Consider the following 20,137-nt stretch of genomic DNA (forward strand, 5'->3'; position numbering starts at 1 on the left):
TGAAGATGACGCCGACGGCTCCGTACAGCTTGCGCAGGATGCCCTGGCACTCCGGGCATTCGGTGAGGCTGTCCTCGGAGAACGACTGGACCACCTCGAACTGGTGGTCGCACTGCTTGCAGGCGTATTGATAGGTCGGCACAGGTGCTCCTTCAGGCGTTGGCACTCGACTCCTCAGAGTGCTAACGAGATTGTGCTGCATCGAATTCCGGCATGGCAATCAGGCCCAGGTCACACCACGATCACCGCGCCACACCGCGTGGTCCACGTCACGCTGTCCTGGCGCTGAGCTGCTATAGACCCCGAGCCGCTCTAGACCCCGAGCCGCTGACGCTGCGCCGCCCTGTGGCCGCGCGACTCCGCGCCACCCTCGGCCGCTACGCCGCGCCCAGCGTGACCAGGCCGTTTCCGGGCGTGAGTGCCCTGTGGACCCGCACGTCGTGGGATTCTGCGGGCAGCCGGTCGACGAGTTCGTCGTCGCGTACCACCGCCACGAACAGAGCATCGGACCTCGCGAGCATCAGCGACCGGTCGTAGAAGCCCGCGCCGCGGCCGAGCCGGGCGCCCTGCCGGTCGACGCTCAGTGCGGGCACGAACACCACCGCCGCGTCGCCGATCGCCGCAGCACCCAGTCGAGGACCGCCCGGTTCGAGGATGCCGCGGTACCGCCCCGGCACCAGACTCGCCGTGCCCGTGTACTCGGCCCATTCCAACGGCGCGGGCTCCTCGGGCACGATCGGCAGCAGCACTTGGGCGCCGGCGTCGCGGAGCACGTCGAGCAGGCCGATCGAGGCCGGTTCTGCCCCGAACGGGACGTAACCGCACACGGTCGGCGACTGCAGCCCGTCGAGCAGTCCCGGGACCGCAGCTGCGAGCGCGTTGGCCTCCGCGACCTGCTGCTGGGCCGACACGGCCGACCTCGCGGTACTGATCGCGCGGCGCCACGTCCGCTTGTCCGCATCTCCGGTCACGTTGTCGGGCTGGGGCGTGTTCACGGCCTTCCTTTCCAGGGCGAACCCGGTGTCGGTGGCGGATGTCGGAGCGACGACCGCGCCGACGAATGCGACGCGGACGGGGTCTTGTGCACATTCATCGGTCGCCGACTGTCGTTGTCAGCCTGTCATTGTCGGCCTGAATCGCACGTTCAGGCTAGGCTTCACGCCCATGACGGGTCCCATTACTACGAAGACCTTCCGTACGGCCATCGTTCCCGCTGCTGGCCTCGGGACCAGATTCCTTCCGGCCACCAAAGCCGTGCCGAAGGAACTGCTTCCCGTGGTGGATACGCCGGGTATCGAGCTGGTCGCGGGGGAGGCGGCCGAAGCTGGGGCGCGGCGCATGGTCGTGGTGACCTCGCCGGACAAGCAGGCCGTCGCCGACTACTTCCAGTCCCGTCCCGACCTCGAGGACGCCCTGGAAAGCAAGGGCAAGACCGCTCTGCTGGAGAAGGTGCGCAAGGCGCCGGGGCTGATCGACGTCGACGTCGCCATCCAGGAGAAGGCGCTCGGCCTCGGTCACGCGGTGGCGCAGGCGGCGCCGGAGCTGGCCGACGACGACGATGCGGTGGCAGTGCTCCTGCCCGACGACCTGGTGCTGCCGTCCGGCGTGCTGACGAAGATGGCCGAGGTCCGTGCCCGGTACGGCGGCAGCGTGCTGTGCGCGTTCGACATCCCGAAGGCGGAGATCTCGCCGTACGGCGTGTTCGACGTCAGCGACACCGACGACGGCGACGTCAAGCAGGTGCACGGGATGGTCGAGAAGCCGGCACCGGAGGACGCGCCGTCGACCTATGCCGCAGCGGGTCGCTACCTGCTGGACCGCGCGATCTTCGACGCCCTCGAACGGATCGGTCCCGGCAGCGGCGGCGAGCTGCAGCTCACCGACGCCGTGGCGCTGCTGATCGAACAGGGGCATCCGGTGCACGTCGTCGTGCACCGCGGCTACAGGCACGACCTGGGCAATCCCGGTGGGTTCCTGTGTGCGGCCGTCGACTTCGCACTGGCCGATGCCGATTACGGCCCGTCCCTGCGTGACTGGCTGAAACAACGAATCGAGAACGTCGACTGATGAACGAACTCGAGCCGACCACCACGGTGACCGCGGTCCCGGATCTGTCCTCCGACGAGGACTTCCGGCCGGTCGCCGAGCAGCTGAACCGCGCTCTCGCGGCCGCCGTGCGGCCCAACCCGGTGCGGGTCGCGATCTCCGAATCGCAGGGCCTGCCGTGTGCCGAGGAGGTCGTGGCCGAGCAGGCGCTGCCCGGTTTCGACCAGGCGGCGGTGGACGGCTATGCGGTGCGCAGCGTCGACGTGCGCACTGCGGGCGAGGAGCCGGTGCAGCTGCCGGTGGTCGGCGAGATCCAGGCGGGGTCGCGGCAACCGCGGCGGTTGCAGCCCGGCCAGGCGGTGCGGGTCGCCACGGGTTCGCCGCTGCCGACGCTGGCGGATGCGGTGGTGCCCACGGCGTTCACCGACGGCCACCAGGCGAACGTCACCGTGCAGCGGGCGGTGCCGTCGGCAGGTTACGTCCGCCGGACGGGTGAGGACGTGCAGATCGGCGACGTCGCGGTGCGCGCGGGCGACACGATCGGCTCGGCGCAGGTGGGCCTGCTCGCGGCGGTCGGCCGGTCGAAGGTGCTGGTCTATCCGCGACCGCGGGTGTCGGTCATCTCCGTGGGTGACGAGCTCGTCGACGTCGACCGCACGCCGTCGGTCGGGCAGGTCTACGACGTCAACTCCTACGCGCTGGCCGCCGCCGCACGCGATGCGGGCGCCGAGGTCAGCCGCGTGGGAATCGTGCCGCTGGACCCGAAGCGCCTCCACGAGACCGTCGAGGGCAGGCTGCTGATGTCCGAGGTGGTGGTCGTCGTGGGCGGCGCCGGCGGCACGACCGGTGGCGAGGTGCACGCGGCACTGTCGGACCTCGGTGACCTCGACGTCCGGCGGATCGCCATGCACCCAGGGTCGGTGCAGGGCTTCGGCAGGCTCGGCCCGGATTCGGTGCCGACGTTCCTGCTGCCGGCCAACCCGATGAGCGCGCTCGTGGTGTTCGAGGTCATGATCCGGCCGCTGATCCGTGCGGCTCGCGGCACGAGGAACCCCCATCGCCGTGCCGTCGACGCTCGGCTGGTGTCACCGGTGACGTCGACGCCGGGTCGCAAGGGGTTCCTGCGCGGGCAGCTGTTGCGCGACGAGACCAACGGCGAGTACCTGGTGCAGCCGCTGGGCACCTCCGGGGCGCACCTGCTCGCCTCGCTCGCCGAGGCGAACTGCCTGATCAACGTCGACGAGGAGCTCACCGAGCTGCCGGCAGGTGAACAGGTCAAGGTGACCTTCCTCGCCCAGCGGGCCTGAACGGGAGTGGGCACGGGCGATGTCGGAGCGGGAGTCGCTCGGTGAATCGCAGCACCCCGGCTGGCCCGCCCGTCCGGCGCCGCTGATCGTCGACGGCACCGAGGTGCGGCTCCGGCCTGTGCGCTGGCGTGATGCGGGTGCGTGGAGCCGGCTGCGGCTGCGTGACCGGGAGTACCTCGAATGCTGGGAGCCCACCGCGGCCGGTGCGTGGGAGGAACGCAACTCCGGCTGGGCGTGGCCGCCGCAGTGCACATCGTTGCGCTCGCTCGCCCGCCGTGGGCAGTGCCTGCCGTTCGCGATCACCGTCGACGGCGAGTTCGCCGGGCAGATCACCGTCGGCAACATCGTGCGCTCGGCGCTGCGGTCGGCCTGGGTCGGTTACTGGGTCGCGTCCGACCAGGCCGGGAGGGGTGTGGCCACGGCGGCGGTCGCGATGATGACGGACCACGCCTTCGGCCCGGGGCGGCTGCACCGGCTGGAGGCCACCGTGCGCCCGGAGAATGCGGCGAGTGTTCGCGTGCTCACCAAGGTCGGGTTCCGGAAAGAAGGCCTGTTCGAGCGCTATCTCAACGTGACGGGTGAATGGCGCGACCATCTCGTCTACGCCGTCACGGCGGAGGAAACCGGCCGTGGCCTGGTGGAACGCCTCATCGCCGCGGGCCGTGCGGCACGCGTCCATTCGGGTTAATTCTGCGTGGTTGCGCTACCTGATCCAGTGACGGGAATCAAAGATGGTCCCGGCGCGTCTCCGGGTCTTCTGTTACTCGTGTGACTAACGTGGTGATTTGTCAGCGTGGAGACAAAGCGCTCTGCGAGGGCAAGGGGAGAGGGGCGGCCCGAGGGCTGCGCAGCAACGCGAACGGCCGTGAGGTCGGGGAGGTGACGGGAGATGCCAAGCTCGTTGATCATTATCGGGCTCGCCGCTGCGTGGCTTGTCGTTCTCGTACCCATGGTGGCGCGGAAGCGTCAGGAGGTCACACAGACCAGCGATGCGGCGCTGGCCGGCCGGATCGTGCGGAGCGGTACGCGCAACAACGGGCGAAGGGAGTTCGCCATGACCCGGAAAGCCGGCACTCGTGACGACCGGGATGACGAGTTCGACGATTCCGTCGACTACGCCGATGCCGACACGAACCACGACACCGAGTACGACGCTGCCGACGACTACGACACCGACGGCGACTACGGCGGCGACTACGACGAACGCGACGAGGTCGACGACGAACCGGCCGGCACCCGCGAGCGCCGGTACGGCCGCCGCGCCGATGTGGGTGAGGCCGACCTCGACGAGTCCGGTGCCGACGACCGCGCGGCCGATGAGCCCGCTCCGAGGCGATACCGCCCCGGTCGCGGCGGGTTCGACCCCGAGGCCGCCGAGATCAACGCGCGCGCCAAGTACGCCTACCGGCAGCGGGTCGTCCTGTTCCTGCTGATCGCCGCCGTCGTGAGTGCGGTCGTCGCCGCGGCGGTGCTGCCGATGCTGTGGTGGTTGCACGGCGCCGTCGACGTCGCCCTCGTCGGCTACCTCGGGTACCTGCGTCGTCAGGTGCGCATCGAGGAGGAGATCCGCGAGCGCCGCATGGCCCGCTACTCCGGTAACCCCCGGCGGCGTGCTCGCGAGCCCGAACAGGACGGCGAGGACATCGGCGAGCCCGACGCCGGCGACACCACCGAACTCCGCCGTGGCCGCTCCGCCGACCGTGCGGAACCGTCGCACCGCGACCGGCAGGGCCCCGAGCTCGTCAACGTGCAACGCCGGCGTGCGCCGCGGCCGCCGCGGAACGCCGTCGTCGTCGACAGCGACGACGAGGACCCCGCGTTCCACGAACTCGGCGACCCCGGTGAGCTGCCGTACCGGCGGGCCGTCGGCGAATAGGTACCCCCTCGCTCGATGAGCATGGCGCGCTTGCTATGCTCATCGAGCGCTCATCAAGAGGGCAATAATTTCAGTGGTTACACCAGGTTCACTGGTTACATCAGGGGCTGTAGCGCAGTTGGTAGCGCGTCTCGTTCGCATCGAGAAGGTCAGGGGTTCGATTCCCCTCAGCTCCACCCTAGGGTTGTTATTAGGACCCGTGCCCGAGTGAGTGCCCTTCAGTAGGAGGTCAGCACCGGAAATCGAAGGGCCACCTGCAGGGCGGGTGGCCTTTTTGCTGCGCGTGCTCGGTAGCTGGCCGTGGTCTGGGGTTGCGGTGCTCTGGGTGTGTTCGCGCTGGAGGGCGTGGAGCGTGCCGATCGGTCCATGGAGATCGTGACCGGTGACTCCGGCCTCCTGAGGATCACGTGTCAGCAACAGACGTACGCATGTCGTTCAGAGATCGATGACCAGACGTGAGCAGGCGGCACGGGACACGCAGATGAAGATGGCGTCGTTGGCCGCTTGTTCATCTGGGTTCAGCAGCGAGTCGCGATGGTCGACCTGGCCGGAGAGAACCTTGGTCTCGCAAGTGCCGCAGGTCCCTTCCTCGCAGGAGTAGACGACCGGGACGCCGGCTTCCTCGGCCACCCGGAGGATTGATCGGTGCGGCGGGATCGTTAGCGTGAGCCCGCTGGCAGCCAACTCGACGTCGAAGGAGTCGGCGCGCACTGGTGCGTCGAACTCCTTCGGGCTGAACCGTTCGAGGTGCAGGCTGCCGTCGGGCCACCCTTCGCACTGCTGCTCGACGGCTTTGAGGAGTGGCTCGGGCCCGCAGACGTAGACGAGCGTGTCTGGCCGCGGTGTTCCCAGGATGCCGGACAGGTCCAGGAGCCCGACCTCGTCCTGTGGATGCAGGCTGACCCGGTTGCCGGTCTTGGCTTCCAGCTCTCCGAGGAAGGCCATGGACTTGCGGCTGCGCCCGCCGTAGTGCAGCTGCCAGTCCGCTCCCGCCGCCTCGGCCGCGGCGACCATCGGCAGAATCGGGGTGATGCCGATACCACCGGCGAGGAACACATACCGGAGAGAGGGCCGCAGTGAGAAGTGGTTGCGTGGCCCGCGGACGTCGACGGTCGCGCCAGGGTCGAGGGTTTCGTGAACATGCTGGGATCCGCCTCGACCATCCGGTTCTCGCAGTACCGCGATTCGCCAGACGTCACGTTGCGCGGGGTCCCCGCACAGGGAGTACTGGCGGACGAGATCGGTGCCCAACGCCAGGTCGATGTGTGCCCCGGGCTCCCACATCGGCAGGTCCTCGCCCGTGGGGTCACGCAACTCGAGGACAGCCACGCCCTCCGCGCCAGTGGTTCGGGTGGCGATCTGCAGGCGCAGGTCGACCTCCTCGCGTGTGCTGTGCACGACGTCCTCCTTCCTGCCTCAGCGCTGCCTGGCCGTTTTGCGGAACCGCTGTCAGTTTTGGGTGCGTTCGACGACAGGGGTGAGTTCAGCCGGAGGCTTGGGTCCCTTGTCCTTGCCGCGGGTCGGGCAGGCGACGGCGCCGTTGTCGGTCACGGTGACGCTGAGGCGTCCGATGTTGGTGATCTCGACGGTGACGTCCTCGCCGTCCTGGACCTGCCCCACTCCGGCGGGGGTGCCGGTGGCCACGATGTCACCGGGTTCGAGCGCCATAACGGAGCTGACATAGGCGATCAGCGCAGGCACATTCCAGATCAGGTCACGAAGGTCGGCGCGTTGGCGTAGGGTCCCGCCGACCCAGGTGTGCAGTTCGAGCTGGTCCAGGGGGCCGACGTCGTCCGGGGTGACCAGATGCGGCCCCGCGGGGGTGAAGGTGTCGAAACTCTTGCGCACCGAGCGGTCCTCACCGCCGCGCATGGTCATGTCCAACAGGCACGTGTAACCGGCGACATGGTCAAGTGCGTTCTCGGCGGGCACATGGGTGGCGCGGCGGCCGATGACGACGGCGAGTTCGCCTTCCTGATCGAAGCGACGGTCGTGGTAGGGCAGCTCGACCAGCTCGCTGTCACCGGTCAGCGAGCTCGGCGCCTTGAGGAACACCCCGAGGGAGTCGATGTGGCTGTCCTGGCTCATCTCCACCTGGTGGTCGCGGTAGTTGACCGGGGCGGCCACGATCTTGGTGGGGTCGGGGACGGGAGCCAGCAGGCGCGCAGTGGTCACGACGGGGCCGTCGCTGTTCACCGTGCTCAGGTCGGTGTCGGCCGCGAGGAGCCGTCGCATGGGGCTACCGGCTCCCGTGGAGGGCACCTGCTCGGTGACATCGACGATGCCGCGTTCACTCACCACACCGATCCGGTGTGCCCCTGACGGGTCGAGAAAACTGCACAACTTCATGAGGAACCTCCAGATAGGGGTGAGCGAGTCGCCGCAGACCAAGTCGGCAGCTCGGCGTAGAGCCAGTCGACGTCGCTGTAGTCGTCGGCAGCTCGGGTGCGGAAGATCCGGTTGCGTAGTGATATGGCCACCGGATCGGTGAGATGCCAGATCTCCGCCCAAGGCCGCGCCACGCGCTGACACTGCGTGGTGCGTGGCAGCCGTGCTTGCTCATAGGAAGCCAGGGCCTTCTCGACGTCTTCCGGATACGCGGTGAGCTGATCGGCCAGGCAGACGGCATCTTCGAGGGCCTGGCAGGCGCCTTGCCCGAGAACCTGCAGCATGGGGTGTGCGGCGTCGCCGAGCAATGCGACCCTGCCTTGGACGTAGGAGTCCAGCGGCTCGCGGTCATACAGTGGCCAATGCCGTGCGCGCGACACCGAGGCGGCGCTCAGGCGGACGGGTTCGACTGTGCGGGCATACATCGCGTCGAGTTCCTCAGGAGTGCCCCACTCCTTGTGACCGCTGTCGAAGGATTCGCTGTGAAAGACCGCGACCTGGTTATACAAAGCGCCGGCGCGCACCGGGTACTGCATAAGGTGCATGCGGGGGCCGATCCACAAGACGACGTCGTTGGCCTCGACATCGGTGGCGACATCCTCGATCGGCATCGTGCCGCGGTAAGCCACATACCCGCTACAGACCGGCTCGTCATCGGCGAACAGCCGACGTAATCGGGAACGGAGGCCGTCGGCTCCGATCGCGACATCGGCGCGGTAGGCCTGGCCGTCTGTGCAGACGAGTTTGACGCTGTCGGCGGCGAGCTCGACGTCGGTGACCGTGCGGTTGTTCTCCAGCGTTATCAACGGTTCCGCCGCACAGGCGTCGAGGAGGATTTGCAGCAAGTCACTGCGGTGCATGACCAGGTATGGGACGCCGTAGCGGTGTCGATACGTGGAACCAAGCGTCAGCGTGGTGAGCTTGTCACCCGTTGTGGCATCACGCATGACTGCCCGTTCGGGATGGACGGCGACGTGTTCCACGGCGTCCAGGATCCCCAGCCTACGCATCACGCGGGTGGCGTTCGCACCGATCTGCAGGCCCGCGCCGATCTCGGTGAATTCAGGTGCTTGTTCGATCAGGTGCACGGGGTGACCTGTTCGTGCGACGGCCAAAGCGGTGGCCAATCCGCCGATCCCGCCTCCGACGATCAGCAGGGGCACGTGCTGTTCTTGTCGGTCGGTGGGCCGCTCAGTGGGTGCCGTCATGGGCACTCCTCTTCTCGGTAGAGCCCCAGCGCGTCGAGGACAGGGGCGTCGCTGGTGGAGAACATGTCGAGTTGGTCGTGGGCCTCGAGTTGCCAGCTGGTCCACGAAGGGATGGCGATGATGTCGCCGGGTGCGAGGTCGAAACGTTGGTCGCCGACCACGGCGGCTCCACTACCGCGGAATACCGTGGCTACGCGGGAGCCGGTTTGGCGGCTGCGTGGGGATCGTGTTCCGGCGCGGACTCGGTGGGCCTCGCAACGCATCGTGGGCATGACGTCGGTACCACGGGTCGGGTCCACATAGGTCATGGTGGCCGCGTCGGCGCCGGTGACCTCAAGCCGTCGGTCGAGAGCCCGGTCGGTTTCGGCCCACCGGTACGCCAACAGCGGAGAGTGCCGTGGCTGGGCGCGCTGACCCGGAGGGGGCAACAGGCCGGCGCCACCGTAGTGGCGTTCCGAGCGAGAGACCGGTGCGGTGAGGCGCTCGACCTCCTCAGTGGGGCCCTCTTCGAAGAACACCGCCTCCAACGCGGCGACAACCGGGAGGTCGAGCACGTCCATCCACAGCATCGGCTGTTCCGTGGAGTTGTGGTGCTCGTGGAAACGCCAGCTCGGGGTCAAGATCAGATCTCCGGCCGACATCGCCAGCGGGTCACCGTCGACGAGCGTCCACACGCCTTCGCCCTCAAGCACGAACCGCAGCGCCGCGGGCGTGTGGCGGTGGGCAGGCGCAACTTCGTGGGCACCCAGGAACTGCACGGCCGCCCACAAGGTCGACGCCGCGTAGGGCGCGCCGTCGAGCCCCGGGTTGGCGCAGGCCAGTACCCGGCGGTCGCCGCCGCGGTCGATCGGCACTAGTTCCCCCGCGCGCTCACCCAGTGACCGCAGTTCTTTGGCCGACCATCGATGTGGCACCGAACGGACTTTCGGAGTTGGAGTCAGCAGGCCGCGCATCTCCCACAACGGCTGGAGCTGTTGTTCACTCAGGTCGTGATACAGCTGATCCAGATCCGGGTCAGTTGAGTTGAAACGTCGACTGGTCATGTCAATGCCTCCGAGGACGAGGACGAGGACGAGGACGAGGAAGAGGACGAGGACGAGGACGAGGACGCCGTGGCGACGGGCAGAGTCAGCGGGGCCATGGACACCAGGGTGATCAGCCCCATAACGGCCATATAAATGCCGATCGGCAGCGAGGAATCGTAGGCGGCGAACAGCGCGGTCGCTGCGAGCGGAGCCACAGCGCCGCCCAGCACACTGCCGACCTGATACGCCGAGGAGGTTCCGCTGTAGCGGATCCGGACCGGGAAAACGTCGGCAATCAGTGCGGCTTGCGGGCCAGCCATGGTAGCGACGCCAGTGGTAGCAATAATGATCGCCAACGCCATGATCACCGGCTGGGCTGTGTCGATCAGCAAGAAGAACGGTACCGACCACACCGTGGCCAGCACGGCTCCTCCTAGGAACACCGGCTTGCGACCGATCCGGTCAGCCAGCACAGCCGAACCACCGACGACGGCCATCCAGGTCACACTTCCGACAATGATCAGTGTGAGCATGGTGGTGCGACTCAGGCTCAGCTCGGTCGTCCCGTAGTCCAGTAGGTAGACCAGTACGAGGTATCCGAGCGCCGGGGCAGCGATGCTGGCGCCACTGGTCAACAGCAGTTGCTTGGGGTGGCGTCGGACGAGCTCGACCAGCGGCTGGCGAGCGACATGCCCGCTGTCCTTCACCGCAGCGAATTCTGGTGATTCCATGATCCGCAGCCGCATGACGAGTCCGAACAGGACGAGCGCCGCCGATAGCAGGAACGGGATTCGCCACCCCCAGGCCGTGAACTGCTCCGAGGTTACGAACAAGCTGATGATCAAGAAGACGACATTCGACACGATAATGCCGGCCGGCAGGCCCATCTGCGGGAATGAACCGTAGAAGGTGCGCTTCTTCGGCGGCGCGTGCTCGACCGCCATCAGCACTGCCCCACCCCACTCGCCGCCTACTCCGATCCCCTGCGCGAAGCGCAAGAGCACGAGCAGAATCGGCGCCCACACACCGATGGTCGCGAAACTGGGCAGCAGCCCGATCAAGAAGGTTGCCGCACCCATGAGCATCAGCGAGAAGACAAGCAACCGTTTGCGGCCCACGCGATCACCGAAGTGACCCATGATGACGCCCCCGATGGGGCGGGCTATGAAGCCGACCGCGAGGGTGGAGTATGCCGCGAGAGTGGACGCAACCGACGAACCCGTCGGGAAGAACTGCGGTCCGAACACCAACGCGGCCGCGGTGGCGTAAATGAAGAAGTCGTACCACTCGATCGTGGTTCCTATGAAGCTCGCGCGGGCGACGCGTCGGGCGAGTATGACCTGTTGGTCAGCTGGAGTCGAAGACCTCATCGTCCTAGATCCTCCGTGTACGTACTAATAGGGTGGGATGGGCGGGTCTAGCGTGATCGCGTGCGGGGAAGAAGGTTGAGGGTTAGCTGTCCAACGCTGCCTGGCGGTCGGTCCACGCCTGGGCGGCTGCCCGTGTGGCGGCATCGGTGAAGCGGTCTTGCGGGCGGCTGCCCGTGGTCGCTCCTTCCGTGGCCAGCATCTTCTCGATGATCTTCCTGGACTGCAACGGGCCGGCGTCCACCTTGATGTTGAGCTCGAGGGGGTACGAGGGCTCCCAGGCCGCGATGATGTGCTCGATGGCCTCGCACGCCTCGATGTCCTGCTGGAACACCCCGGTCACAGCCTCGAGGGTGTAGTCGGTGACCGACTGATCTTCGGTGGCGTAGTCACGGGAGACCGACCAGAAGTAGTGGGTGGTGGTGCGAGTCTCCGGAGTGATGGCGTGCATCGTCTTCTGACGTGCCATGCGCGACTCATCGGTGTCGTCCGACGGCTTCAGTGCGGTGGTCGTGATGTGGAATGCCGGCGCGAAGAATTCGGCAATCTGCTGGCGGTCGATCGGCTGATTGATGCCGGTGACGTGGGTGAAGAAGGGCGGGCATTCCACGCCGGTCATTTCGCGCTGGACGGTGACCGTGCGGTCGTCGTAGCTCACCGAGACGGGGATATCTGCGATCTCCGGGGAGCCGATCGACTCCGGATGGAGGAATGTCAGGTGGGACAGGTCCAACAGGTTCTCGTTGAGTAGCTGCGCGCGTGCGTTCATGTGCAGGGTGCCGCCCGCGGTCGTCCAGCCATCGGCGGTGTACCAGTGGTGGTCGGGGATCTGTCCGGGATCGACAGTGTCGGGGTCTCCCATCCAGATCCAGATCAGGCCGTTGCCCTCGACGAGGGGGAATGTCTGTACGCGGACCTTGTCGGCGATGCGGGTCGATCCCGGGATTCGCACACAGTTGCCGTCGGAGGCGAAGGTCAGCCCGTGGTAGCCGCACTCGATCTGATTGCCCTTGAGGCGACCCAGGGACAGGGGCATCTGCCGGTGCACGCAGCGGTCCACCATGGCGACCGGAATGTCGTCCTCGGCGCGATACATCACCACGGGATCCCCCAGTAGGAAGCGGGGAAGTAGGCGACCCGTCTGTACTTCGGCGCTGCGAGCCGCCACGTACCAGGCGTTGCGCGGGAACTGGTCGGGATACACAGCAGAGCCTCGATTCTCACGACGTCGGCGGCGGGAAATGCTCCGTGTACGCACTAATTCGATGAGGAGAGCGTCTCAGGATGGTTCAGTGATGTCAACGGCTCGGCCGAGTCCGCGGGCTCCGTTCGAGTCCGGGCTCACTCGATGTTGGGCGCTTCCTGGTAGGCGATCGCGGCTAGCGAGTCGAGGAAGGGTGTGCGGGCCTTGGCAGGAAGGAGTCCCATGAGTTCGGACTGGACGTCAGCAGCAGTCTCGGTGAACTCCGGCAGAGCAACACGGGCGGACGTCGAGAGGAGGAGTTTTTTTCGTCGCCGATCGCCGGTGCCGGTGATGATTGTGATCAGGCCGCGGGCGGCGAGGCGGTCGACGACTTCGGCGATGGAGGACTTGTCCAGAGACGCGGCGTCGCCGAGACGTGCCTGATCACTGGGCTCTTGGCCAGCCAGGGCGCACAGCACCGCGTACTGCGGCCCGGTGAGCTTGCCTTCGAAGCGATCCGCCCACCGTGTCGTGTAGGCCTGCTGAGCTCGTCGGATGAGGTGGCCTGGCGTCGTGGACAGCTCGAGGCCCAGGTGCTCGGGCAGGTGTGCGGTCGAGGGTGGTGAGCCTTCGTAGGCCAGGATCGCAAGGTCCCGGACGAAATCCTGCCGTTGTGCAGGCTCCAGGGGGGCGAGCAGGGCCTTTTGAACCCGTGTGGCTTGGTCGGTCAGTGCTTTCAGGGCGGCCCGGGCGGGCCGACTCAGATGCAGGACCTTGCGGCGGCGGTCGTCGGGGTCGGGGTCGACAGTGATCCAGCCATGGTGGGCGAGCCGGCGGACGATGTCCTTGGTCGAGGACTTGTCGAGGGAGGACATTGCGCCGACGGTCGTCTGGTCCAATCCTGGCCTGCTGGCGATGCTGGACAGGACGGCGAACTGCGGACCCGTGGGTTCAGCGCCGACGTAGCGGGTCCATAGCGCGCCATGAACCCGCTGAGCTCGTCGGATCAGGTGACCGGGTGTGCGGGCCAGCTCCAGCGTCGGAACCGCCGCCCCCGTGTGCAGCGGCTCGCGGTGGGTGGTCATCGCGGGTCATTATCGCACTGGTGCACCATCCGAGGCAGCGGTGCGGTCGATCGCGACCGGCCACCGTATCGATAACCGGACGCCTGCCGGGTTTGCGACTCGCGAAGAGGTAGCCGTCGTCGTCGGTCGCGATGTGGGAGCGGGTGCGGCGAACGCGCTGGCTAGTGGTCGTCACGGTCGAGAGTTCCAGGCTTCCCACAGCCACATGCTCGATATGCCCCTCGAACCGCCCTTCATGGGCGTCGATGCCGGGTCGGGTCGCACCAGTAGGAGAAGGCTTCGCTCGCGGGACGCTGGCGGTCGTCAGCTCGGCATAGCAACGGCGTTGGTCGGTCATCGTGTGTCTACTCCCATACGGCACGCACACGGCGGGCGGCTGCGGCGACCTCCTTCGCCAGCGTGTCGACGTCAGCGTTCTCGACCATCGACACCACTCCGATACTCGCCGCGGATGCCGCACCAGGGTGCAGCCGAACCGGTGCGGCGACCCCCAAGGCGCCGGGTGTGACTTGATCTCTGCTGATCGCCACCCCACGCTCTCGTGCCTCGTGGACTTCCACCGCCTCGTTCTCGGCCGCGGAACTGCCGGCGAGGATTGCCACTCCGCCAGCACCCGTGTCTAGCGGATGTCGGCTTCCTGGACGGAAAGACAGGTGGAAAGTGGTGTGGGTCGGCTCGACCACCAGGAGTGCGACGGCCTCATCGGCCTCTCGAACCATCAGAAACGCCGTCGCCGCGCACGACTCGGCCAGTTCACTGAGAAGTGGACGCAGAGACTCCTCAAGTCGGGGCAGCCACGCGCCGGCGAGCGCGACCGTGGCCAGCCCGAGACGATAGCGCCCGGTCTCAGCTTTTAACGCCAGGCCGTGGTCTTCGAGGGTGCCGAGGAGGCGGTACACGATCTGGCGGTGTAGTCCGAGCTGTGTGGCGATCGCATTGACCGGCAGATCCTCGTCGCTGGCGGCAAGCAGTTGAAGCAGCCGGAGGCCTCTATCGAGAGTCTGGGCCTTGTCGTTGACGGTCGAACCTGCCCCTGTCACTGCAAAACCTCCTGGTCGAGAACCGATCGCGACGAAAACTCTTGACGCAAGTCGGCGCCCCAGCGCAGCATGGCGCTGACACAAAATAATGACATAGTGTCCGACTATGTGTCAAATGGAGCTACTGTGCGTCCGATTTCGTTGAATCACATCGCCTATCCCACATGGGACTCCGCTGCGACCTACCGCTTCTACACGGAGGTGCTGAACTGTCCCTTCGTCGCCGCCATCCAGCTGGATGACGTGCCTTCCACCGGTGACCCGACCCCGTTCCTGCACACCTTCTATGGCCTGTCCGACGGCGGGTGCATTGCCTTCTTCGAGGTCGATGGCTTGCCTGCGGCGAAGTCGGACGGCGTCCCGTCCTGGATCCGCCACCTTGCCCTCGACGTGTCGTCGGTCGAGGAGCTCGATGAGTGGCGCGAGCACTTCCTTCGTCACGGTGTGGAACCAGTGGGCGTGGTCGATCACGATGGCACCTGGCAGTCCCTCTATGTCTTCGACCCGAACGGCGTCCGGATCGAGCTGACCGTTCAAACCCGCGAATTGGACGAGCAAGACCGGACGAACGGCCTGGAGTCGCTCCAGCGTTGGTGCGTGCAACGAGGCCAGCAGCTGCCCGCGCAGATCGGCTGAACGAAGGGACGGAGAAACGCATGCCTGTACGCGACACTCTCGCCATTCCTTGCGCTGCAGCACCGGAGCGCGTCGACATCTACTCCGGGGTCGCCCGGCTCAGCCAGACGTTGTGGGCCAGCCGCTGGCGGGCTGAGCCCCACCAGAACGACGTGGCCGTGCTCATCGTGCATCCCACGTCCAATTTTCTCGGCCACTACGCGCTGCGTCCGTTGGCTGAGCTCGGCGTCGACGCAGTTGGCCTCACGACGCGCTTCATCGGGAACGACAGCTCGTTGACCATGGAGGACTGCGTGGTCGACATCGGTGCGGCCATCCGCTATCTGCGCGAGATCGGCTACCGCAAGGTCCTGCTCGTGGGCAATTCTGGTGGTGGCGGGCTCGCCGCGCTCTACCAGAGTCATGCGGAGCGGCCTACGATCACCGCTACCCCGGCCGAGGATCCGCCTGACCTCACCGCTGCCGATCTTCCGTCGGCCGATGCTCTGGTCATGGCTATGGCTCATCCCGGTCGTGCGACGGTGTTCACCGAGTATCTGGATCCCGCGATCGTTGACGAGAGTCGGCCGTTTGAGCGTGACGCCGAGCTCGACATGTTCGATCCTCGTAACGGGCCGTCGTACTCGGCCGAGTTCATCACCCGGTACCGAGCGGCCCAGATCGCCCGCAACCGCCGGATCACCGCCTGGGTTCGTGGACAGCTGGAATGGCTGCGTGACAGCTCGCCTGTCTCTCCGGAGGGCAACAAGATCGACAACATGCCCTTCGTCGTGCACGGCACGGCAGCAGACCCTCGTTCCCTCGATTTGACGTTGGACCCGTCGGACCGGCTGGCGACAACCTTGTGGGGCGATCCCTGGGTCGCCAACTATCAGCCGGCCACTCTGGGCCACCTCACCAGCCTGCGCGCCTGGCTGAGCCAATGGAGCTTCGACGACAGTCGCGCGAACGCCCCGGCAGAACTGCCCCATGTCACGGTGCCTGTCCAAGTCATCTACGGCTCGGCCGACACAGCGGCTTTTCCCTCCCACGCGCAGGCGATGTTCGACGCCATCAACCACGATCGGCGCGAGCTCAACGTGATCAAAGGGGCTGATCACTACTTCCGGGGGCAGCCGGAGCTGGCACGTGAGATGTGCGAGCACATCGTGCGTTGGGCTCGGGAGTCGGTGTGACCGCCGCAGGGCCCGATGTGCTTATCGTCGGAGCAGGGCCGACAGGACTGGTCACGGCACTGGGTCTGGCCCAGCGTGGCATCCGCTGCGAGATCGTCGATGCCGACAGGGGAATCGCCACTGGGAGTCGGGCGCTAGGCATTTCCCGGCGGACGCTGCAGATCCTCGACACGCTAGGTGTGTCGGCCGCCTGCCTCGAAAAGGGTGTGCCGTGGGTGGGATCGCGCAGCTACTACCGCGACCAGGAGGTTTTCTACCTGGAACTTCCGGAAGAACCCGACGAGGCGTTTCCAGCGATGCTGAACCTCGCGCAGGAGGACGTCGTACGCATCCTGCTCGAACAGATCGACAAGACGGTTCCCGATCTCGTCGGGATTCGGTGGAACACGCGGCTTGAAAGCCTGCAAGTCACCGCCGATCAGGTGCAGGTGCAGCTCGACACCCTCGACGGTCCGACGAAGATGACGGCGCCGTGGCTGGTGGCCTGTGACGGCGCCCGAAGCACTGTTCGTGAGCGACTTGGCATTCGACTCGAAGGGGAAAGCTGGAACACCCGCTACGTCATCGTCGACGTCCGGTTACACAGCGATCACCCTGCTGAACGCCGAGCCTGGTTCGACCCGCCGTCCAACCCGGGTTCCACCGTCTTGATGCATCGTCAACCCGACGATGTCTGGCGCCTCGACTACCAGGTCGACGACGAGGAGGTCGACGCGGACAACCTGGTCTCCCACGTCGTCACCCGCGTACGCGAACACCTGGACCACATCGGCGAGACCGGACCGATGGAGGTGGTCTGGACATCGACCTATCGGGCTCGGGCATTGAGCGCGCCGACCTACCGCCACGGAAGGGCCCTTCTGTCCGGCGATGCGGCTCATCTGATCCCGATCTTCGGTATCAGGGGGCTCAACTCCGCCGTCGAGGACGCCAACAATCTGAGCTGGAAGATCGCCGCGGTGATTCACGATCGCGCCAGCGACGCGCTGCTGGACACGTACTCGACTGAACGGCGAGCGGCGGCCCATACCAATCTGGCGCTCACCACGCGCGCCACACTTCTGATGTCTCCGCCCACACGCGGTTACGAGCTGTTGCGTCGGGCGCTGCTGGGTTTGGTAGCCGAAGGGCACGACGAGTTCTGCCCGCTCCTCAACCCGCGTCAGACCGGCACGGTGGGGCATCCGGACTCTGTCCTGCACACACCATCGGGATCCTCCGAGGTCGGTCCTGGCATCGGCGACGTTTACCCCGATGCTCGGGTGTGCACGGCGGAAGGGGAGAGGGGATATCTCAGCAGCCATCTTGGCCGCCGCACCACGCTCGTCGTCTTCGCGGACGTTCCAATGCCGATGGATGTGCCCTTCGACGTCGAGGTCGTGACCATTACTCAGAAAACCCGTTCTCACTTGGAAAACAGGTCGGGACAGGTGCTGGTCGACGCGGGCAACACCTATACCCGCTGGAAGGTTCAACCGGGCGATGTCGTGCTGGTGCGTCCCGACGGACATATCGCCGGTGCCTGGCGATACCCCGACGCCACTGCGGTCGCCGCCGGAATCGCGCGACTCCAACGGAAGGAAGCGCCGTGAACATGACACCGGATCAGCTCGACTCCGTCTATATCACCCTCTGTGAAACGGCGGATTCGGCGGGGGAGGCCGACGAGTCGGAGTTCCTGACCCGCCTGGTACTCCTTCTCGCTCTCGACGTCGGTGATCCCGAGGTCATTCGGCGACGCATCAACGAAGCACGTATGCCCGTAGCCGCGCGTCGGACGGGCTGACAACTCGAGTACGCAGGAACCGGCCATCCTCCGACAACGACGTCAGGATTCGATATGACCACCACACCGGGGCCCCACCCTGTCGGTAGGTACTCAGACGTTACCGATTCCACCTCGACGACGGCTGAGCGCCGACGCGTGCTGGCCGCGAGCTTTCTGGGCACCACCATCGAGTGGTACGACTTCTTCATCTATGGCTCAGCCGCAGCGCTTGTTTTCGGCCCGCAGTTCTTCCCGGCGCTGTCGTCCACAGCCAGCACGCTGGCCGCGTTCAGCACCTTCGCCGTCGGGTTTATCGCCCGACCACTCGGAGGCGTGATCGCCGGCCATCTGGGGGACCGACGCGGTCGAAAATCCGTACTTGTGGCCTCGCTCATGGCGATGGGGCTCGCGACGGTACTCATCGGACTGCTTCCCACCTACGACCAGATCGGCATCTGGGCACCGATCGCCCTGGTCGCCCTACGGCTCATCCAAGGTCTCGGTGTCGGAGCCGAGTGGGGTGGTGCCGTGCTCATGGCGGTTGAGCACGCTCCGCGTCGCCGGCGCGTCTTCTACGGCAGTTTCCCGCAGATGGGGGTGCCCGCAGGAATTATCCTGTCCACTGGCGTTTTCCTTGGGCTCGACGCGCTGGTCACCACGGGCCAGTTCAGCGCCTGGGGCTGGCGAATCCCGTTCCTGCTGAGCGCGGTGCTCATCATCATCGGCATGGTGATTCGGCTTGCTGTCCACGAAAGTCCCGTCTTCGCCGACGTGAAGGCTACCCGGGTGCGGAGTCGGCGCCCGCTCTGGGAAGTAGTCGTCAAGCATCCACGTGAACTTCTCGTGGGCACCGGGGCCACTATCGCGTCCACGACGCTGGGCTATTTGGTACTCGTATATATGCTCTCCTATGGGACAAGTGCCTTGAGTTTGTCTCGGACCACTATGCTCGCGCTCACCCTTATGGCGGCAGCGGCGTGGCTTGTCGGGATAGCTGTCGCGGCGCTCCTCGCCGACACGGCCGGTCGCCGACTCGTCTTTCTGACCGGTGCCGCCCTGGCAGTCGCGTGGGCGATCCCGTTCTTCTTACTCGTCGACAGCACCAATCTCGGCGCGATGAGCGCGGCGTTCATCGTTGCCGCGCTGGCCGTTGCCGCAATGGCCGGTCCGCAGGCAGCGCTTATCGCCGAAATGTTCCCGGCCACCCTGCGCTATAGCGGATCGTCCATCGGCTACCAGGCCGGCTCTATCCTCGGCGGCGGGCTTGCTCCGATCATTGCCACCGCTCTTTACGCCGACACCCTCAGTTCGATGCCCATCGCGTTCTATATGGCCGGCACGGCACTGGTCAGTTTCGTTGCTGTCGCCTTCATGCCGCGTGCCCAGAACGCTGACGGGGCTGCTGAAGGGAACTGTGACAGTGGTTAGGCCGCCGGGGTGGCGGTCTGGGGCATGATGGTTTCGTGCTCGATGGGGGTCACGTGGCCGAGCCGGTCCTGACGGCGTCGGCGGTGGTAGGTGCGTTCGATCCAGGTGATGATCGCGGTCCGGAGTTCTTCCCGGGTGGCCCACGATCCGGTTCGACCACACGCCGGTGACCGCGCACAGGTGGACCGTGCCCTCACCGGCGGGGTGTTCGGTGATATCGGTGAACCACACCTGGTTCGGCGCCGCGGCAGTGAACGCACGGCGCACGACGTCCTCGTGCGTCGGTGGCCCCGGCCGGGTCTTCTTCGGCTGCCGTTTCTGCTCGAACACGCACCACTACTCGTTGTCCGAGCAGATCTTCCACACCGTCCGGTCCGACACCTCGACCCCCGTGGCGGTGACCTCATCGTGCAACAGGCGGTAGCCGAGCTCCGGATCGGAACGGTGGGCGTCGAACAGCGGGTGCGCCACGTAGGCCTCGGCGAGTTCGACATCGGTCACCGGCCGACGCAACCAGGCGTAGTAGTGCTGGCGGTGGAGCTTCAAGACCCGGCACGCCACCGCCACCGGCACCCGGATCGGGGCGTCGGGGGCGGCCAACTCCC

Annotated in this window: 19 protein-coding genes, 1 tRNA gene and 2 pseudogenes; 10 read left to right on the forward strand and 12 right to left on the reverse strand. The window is 66.4% G+C overall.

Annotated features, from left to right (window positions below; all coding sequences use genetic code 11):
- Position 1 precedes the first annotated feature (1 nt).
- Both LY41_RS23845 and LY41_RS08075 read right to left on the reverse strand, forming a co-directional pair.
- Positions 2–202, reverse strand: a pseudogene (locus LY41_RS23845) (FmdB family zinc ribbon protein); the annotation flags it as partial.
- A gap of 175 nt (positions 203–377) precedes the next feature.
- Positions 378–995: a 5-formyltetrahydrofolate cyclo-ligase gene (locus tag LY41_RS08075; RefSeq protein ID WP_253863250.1), complete on the reverse strand. Its 618-nt coding sequence runs from the start codon at positions 993–995 to the stop codon at positions 378–380.
- A 169-nt stretch (positions 996–1,164) separates the two neighbouring features.
- Here LY41_RS08075 and LY41_RS08080 point away from each other — a divergent pair, with 169 nt between their 5' ends.
- The 5 genes from LY41_RS08080 to LY41_RS08100 all read left to right on the forward strand — a co-directional run bounded on the left by LY41_RS08080 (position 1,165) and on the right by LY41_RS08100 (position 5,405).
- On the forward strand, positions 1,165–2,067 hold the full coding sequence (locus LY41_RS08080; RefSeq protein ID WP_253863251.1) for a UTP--glucose-1-phosphate uridylyltransferase: 903 nt from the start codon (positions 1,165–1,167) through the stop codon (positions 2,065–2,067).
- Positions 2,067–3,353 (forward strand): molybdotransferase-like divisome protein Glp, encoded by a 1,287-nt coding sequence (gene glp / locus LY41_RS08085; protein WP_253863252.1) that lies wholly within the window; start codon positions 2,067–2,069, stop codon positions 3,351–3,353. Before LY41_RS08080 ends, glp begins: the two co-directional genes overlap by 1 nt.
- Before the next feature lie 19 nt (positions 3,354–3,372).
- Positions 3,373–4,041: a GNAT family N-acetyltransferase gene (locus LY41_RS08090; RefSeq protein WP_253863253.1), complete on the forward strand. Its 669-nt coding sequence runs from the start codon at positions 3,373–3,375 to the stop codon at positions 4,039–4,041.
- Between the two features lie 201 nt (positions 4,042–4,242).
- Positions 4,243–5,229: a divisome protein SepX/GlpR gene (gene sepX, locus LY41_RS08095; RefSeq protein ID WP_253863254.1), complete on the forward strand. Its 987-nt coding sequence runs from the start codon at positions 4,243–4,245 to the stop codon at positions 5,227–5,229.
- A 103-nt stretch (positions 5,230–5,332) separates the two neighbouring features.
- A tRNA-Ala gene (locus tag LY41_RS08100) sits at positions 5,333–5,405 on the forward strand.
- Between the two features lie 259 nt (positions 5,406–5,664).
- On the opposite strand, the gene LY41_RS08105 is transcribed toward LY41_RS08100, so the two are convergent.
- From LY41_RS08105 to LY41_RS08140, 8 genes are all read right to left on the reverse strand, one after another.
- Complete coding sequence (locus LY41_RS08105; protein WP_253863255.1) at positions 5,665–6,627, reverse strand: PDR/VanB family oxidoreductase; 963 nt, start codon at positions 6,625–6,627, stop codon at positions 5,665–5,667.
- A 51-nt stretch (positions 6,628–6,678) separates the two neighbouring features.
- Positions 6,679–7,578 (reverse strand): fumarylacetoacetate hydrolase family protein, encoded by a 900-nt coding sequence (locus LY41_RS08110; protein WP_253863256.1) that lies wholly within the window; start codon positions 7,576–7,578, stop codon positions 6,679–6,681.
- Positions 7,575–8,825 carry an FAD-dependent monooxygenase gene (locus LY41_RS08115; RefSeq protein WP_253863257.1) on the reverse strand — a complete coding sequence of 417 codons (1,251 nt, stop codon included), beginning with the start codon at positions 8,823–8,825 and terminating at the stop codon, positions 7,575–7,577. Before LY41_RS08115 ends, LY41_RS08110 begins: the two co-directional genes overlap by 4 nt.
- Complete coding sequence (locus LY41_RS08120; RefSeq protein WP_253863258.1) at positions 8,822–9,868, reverse strand: cupin domain-containing protein; 1,047 nt, start codon at positions 9,866–9,868, stop codon at positions 8,822–8,824. Before LY41_RS08120 ends, LY41_RS08115 begins: the two co-directional genes overlap by 4 nt.
- Entirely contained in the window at positions 9,865–11,220 is a 1,356-nt protein-coding gene (locus LY41_RS08125) for an MFS transporter (RefSeq protein WP_253863259.1), read from the reverse strand. Before LY41_RS08125 ends, LY41_RS08120 begins: the two co-directional genes overlap by 4 nt.
- Before the next feature lie 82 nt (positions 11,221–11,302).
- On the reverse strand, positions 11,303–12,421 hold the full coding sequence (locus tag LY41_RS23850) for an aromatic ring-hydroxylating dioxygenase subunit alpha (RefSeq protein WP_253863260.1): 1,119 nt from the start codon (positions 12,419–12,421) through the stop codon (positions 11,303–11,305).
- 137 nt (positions 12,422–12,558) lie between these two features.
- Complete coding sequence (locus tag LY41_RS08135; protein ID WP_253863261.1) at positions 12,559–13,485, reverse strand: MarR family winged helix-turn-helix transcriptional regulator; 927 nt, start codon at positions 13,483–13,485, stop codon at positions 12,559–12,561.
- Between the two features lie 344 nt (positions 13,486–13,829).
- Complete coding sequence (locus LY41_RS08140) at positions 13,830–14,525, reverse strand: IclR family transcriptional regulator (protein WP_253863262.1); 696 nt, start codon at positions 14,523–14,525, stop codon at positions 13,830–13,832.
- Positions 14,526–14,651: 126 nt separating this feature from the next.
- Here LY41_RS08140 and LY41_RS08145 point away from each other — a divergent pair, with 126 nt between their 5' ends.
- Genes LY41_RS08145 through LY41_RS08165 form a run of 5 tightly spaced genes read left to right on the forward strand, consistent with a single transcriptional unit; the run spans position 14,652 to position 19,532 of the window.
- Positions 14,652–15,161 (forward strand): VOC family protein, encoded by a 510-nt coding sequence (locus LY41_RS08145; RefSeq protein WP_253863263.1) that lies wholly within the window; start codon positions 14,652–14,654, stop codon positions 15,159–15,161.
- Positions 15,162–15,181: 20 nt separating this feature from the next.
- Positions 15,182–16,336 (forward strand): lysophospholipase, encoded by a 1,155-nt coding sequence (locus tag LY41_RS08150; protein WP_253863264.1) that lies wholly within the window; start codon positions 15,182–15,184, stop codon positions 16,334–16,336.
- A complete protein-coding gene (locus LY41_RS08155) occupies positions 16,333–17,928 on the forward strand; it encodes an FAD-dependent monooxygenase (protein WP_253863265.1) in 1,596 nt (531 codons plus the stop codon). Before LY41_RS08150 ends, LY41_RS08155 begins: the two co-directional genes overlap by 4 nt.
- Positions 17,925–18,122 carry a DUF2783 domain-containing protein gene (locus LY41_RS08160; RefSeq protein WP_308292218.1) on the forward strand — a complete coding sequence of 66 codons (198 nt, stop codon included), beginning with the start codon at positions 17,925–17,927 and terminating at the stop codon, positions 18,120–18,122. The genes LY41_RS08155 and LY41_RS08160 overlap by 4 nt, the downstream gene beginning before the upstream one ends.
- A gap of 54 nt (positions 18,123–18,176) precedes the next feature.
- A complete protein-coding gene (locus tag LY41_RS08165; RefSeq protein ID WP_253863266.1) occupies positions 18,177–19,532 on the forward strand; it encodes an MFS transporter in 1,356 nt (451 codons plus the stop codon).
- On the opposite strand, the pseudogene LY41_RS24185 reads toward LY41_RS08165, so the two are convergent.
- A pseudogene (locus tag LY41_RS24185) lies at positions 19,529–19,675 on the reverse strand (IS3 family transposase); the annotation flags it as partial. The gene LY41_RS08165 and the pseudogene LY41_RS24185 sit on opposite strands and share 4 nt — an antisense overlap.
- Before the next feature lie 193 nt (positions 19,676–19,868).
- Positions 19,869–20,132 (reverse strand): hypothetical protein, encoded by a 264-nt coding sequence (locus LY41_RS08170; RefSeq protein ID WP_253863267.1) that lies wholly within the window; start codon positions 20,130–20,132, stop codon positions 19,869–19,871.
- Between the last annotated feature and the right edge of the window lie 5 nt (positions 20,133–20,137).

Source organism: Prauserella halophila (assembly GCF_024171895.1).
Lineage (GTDB): Bacteria > Actinomycetota > Actinomycetes > Mycobacteriales > Pseudonocardiaceae > Prauserella > Prauserella halophila.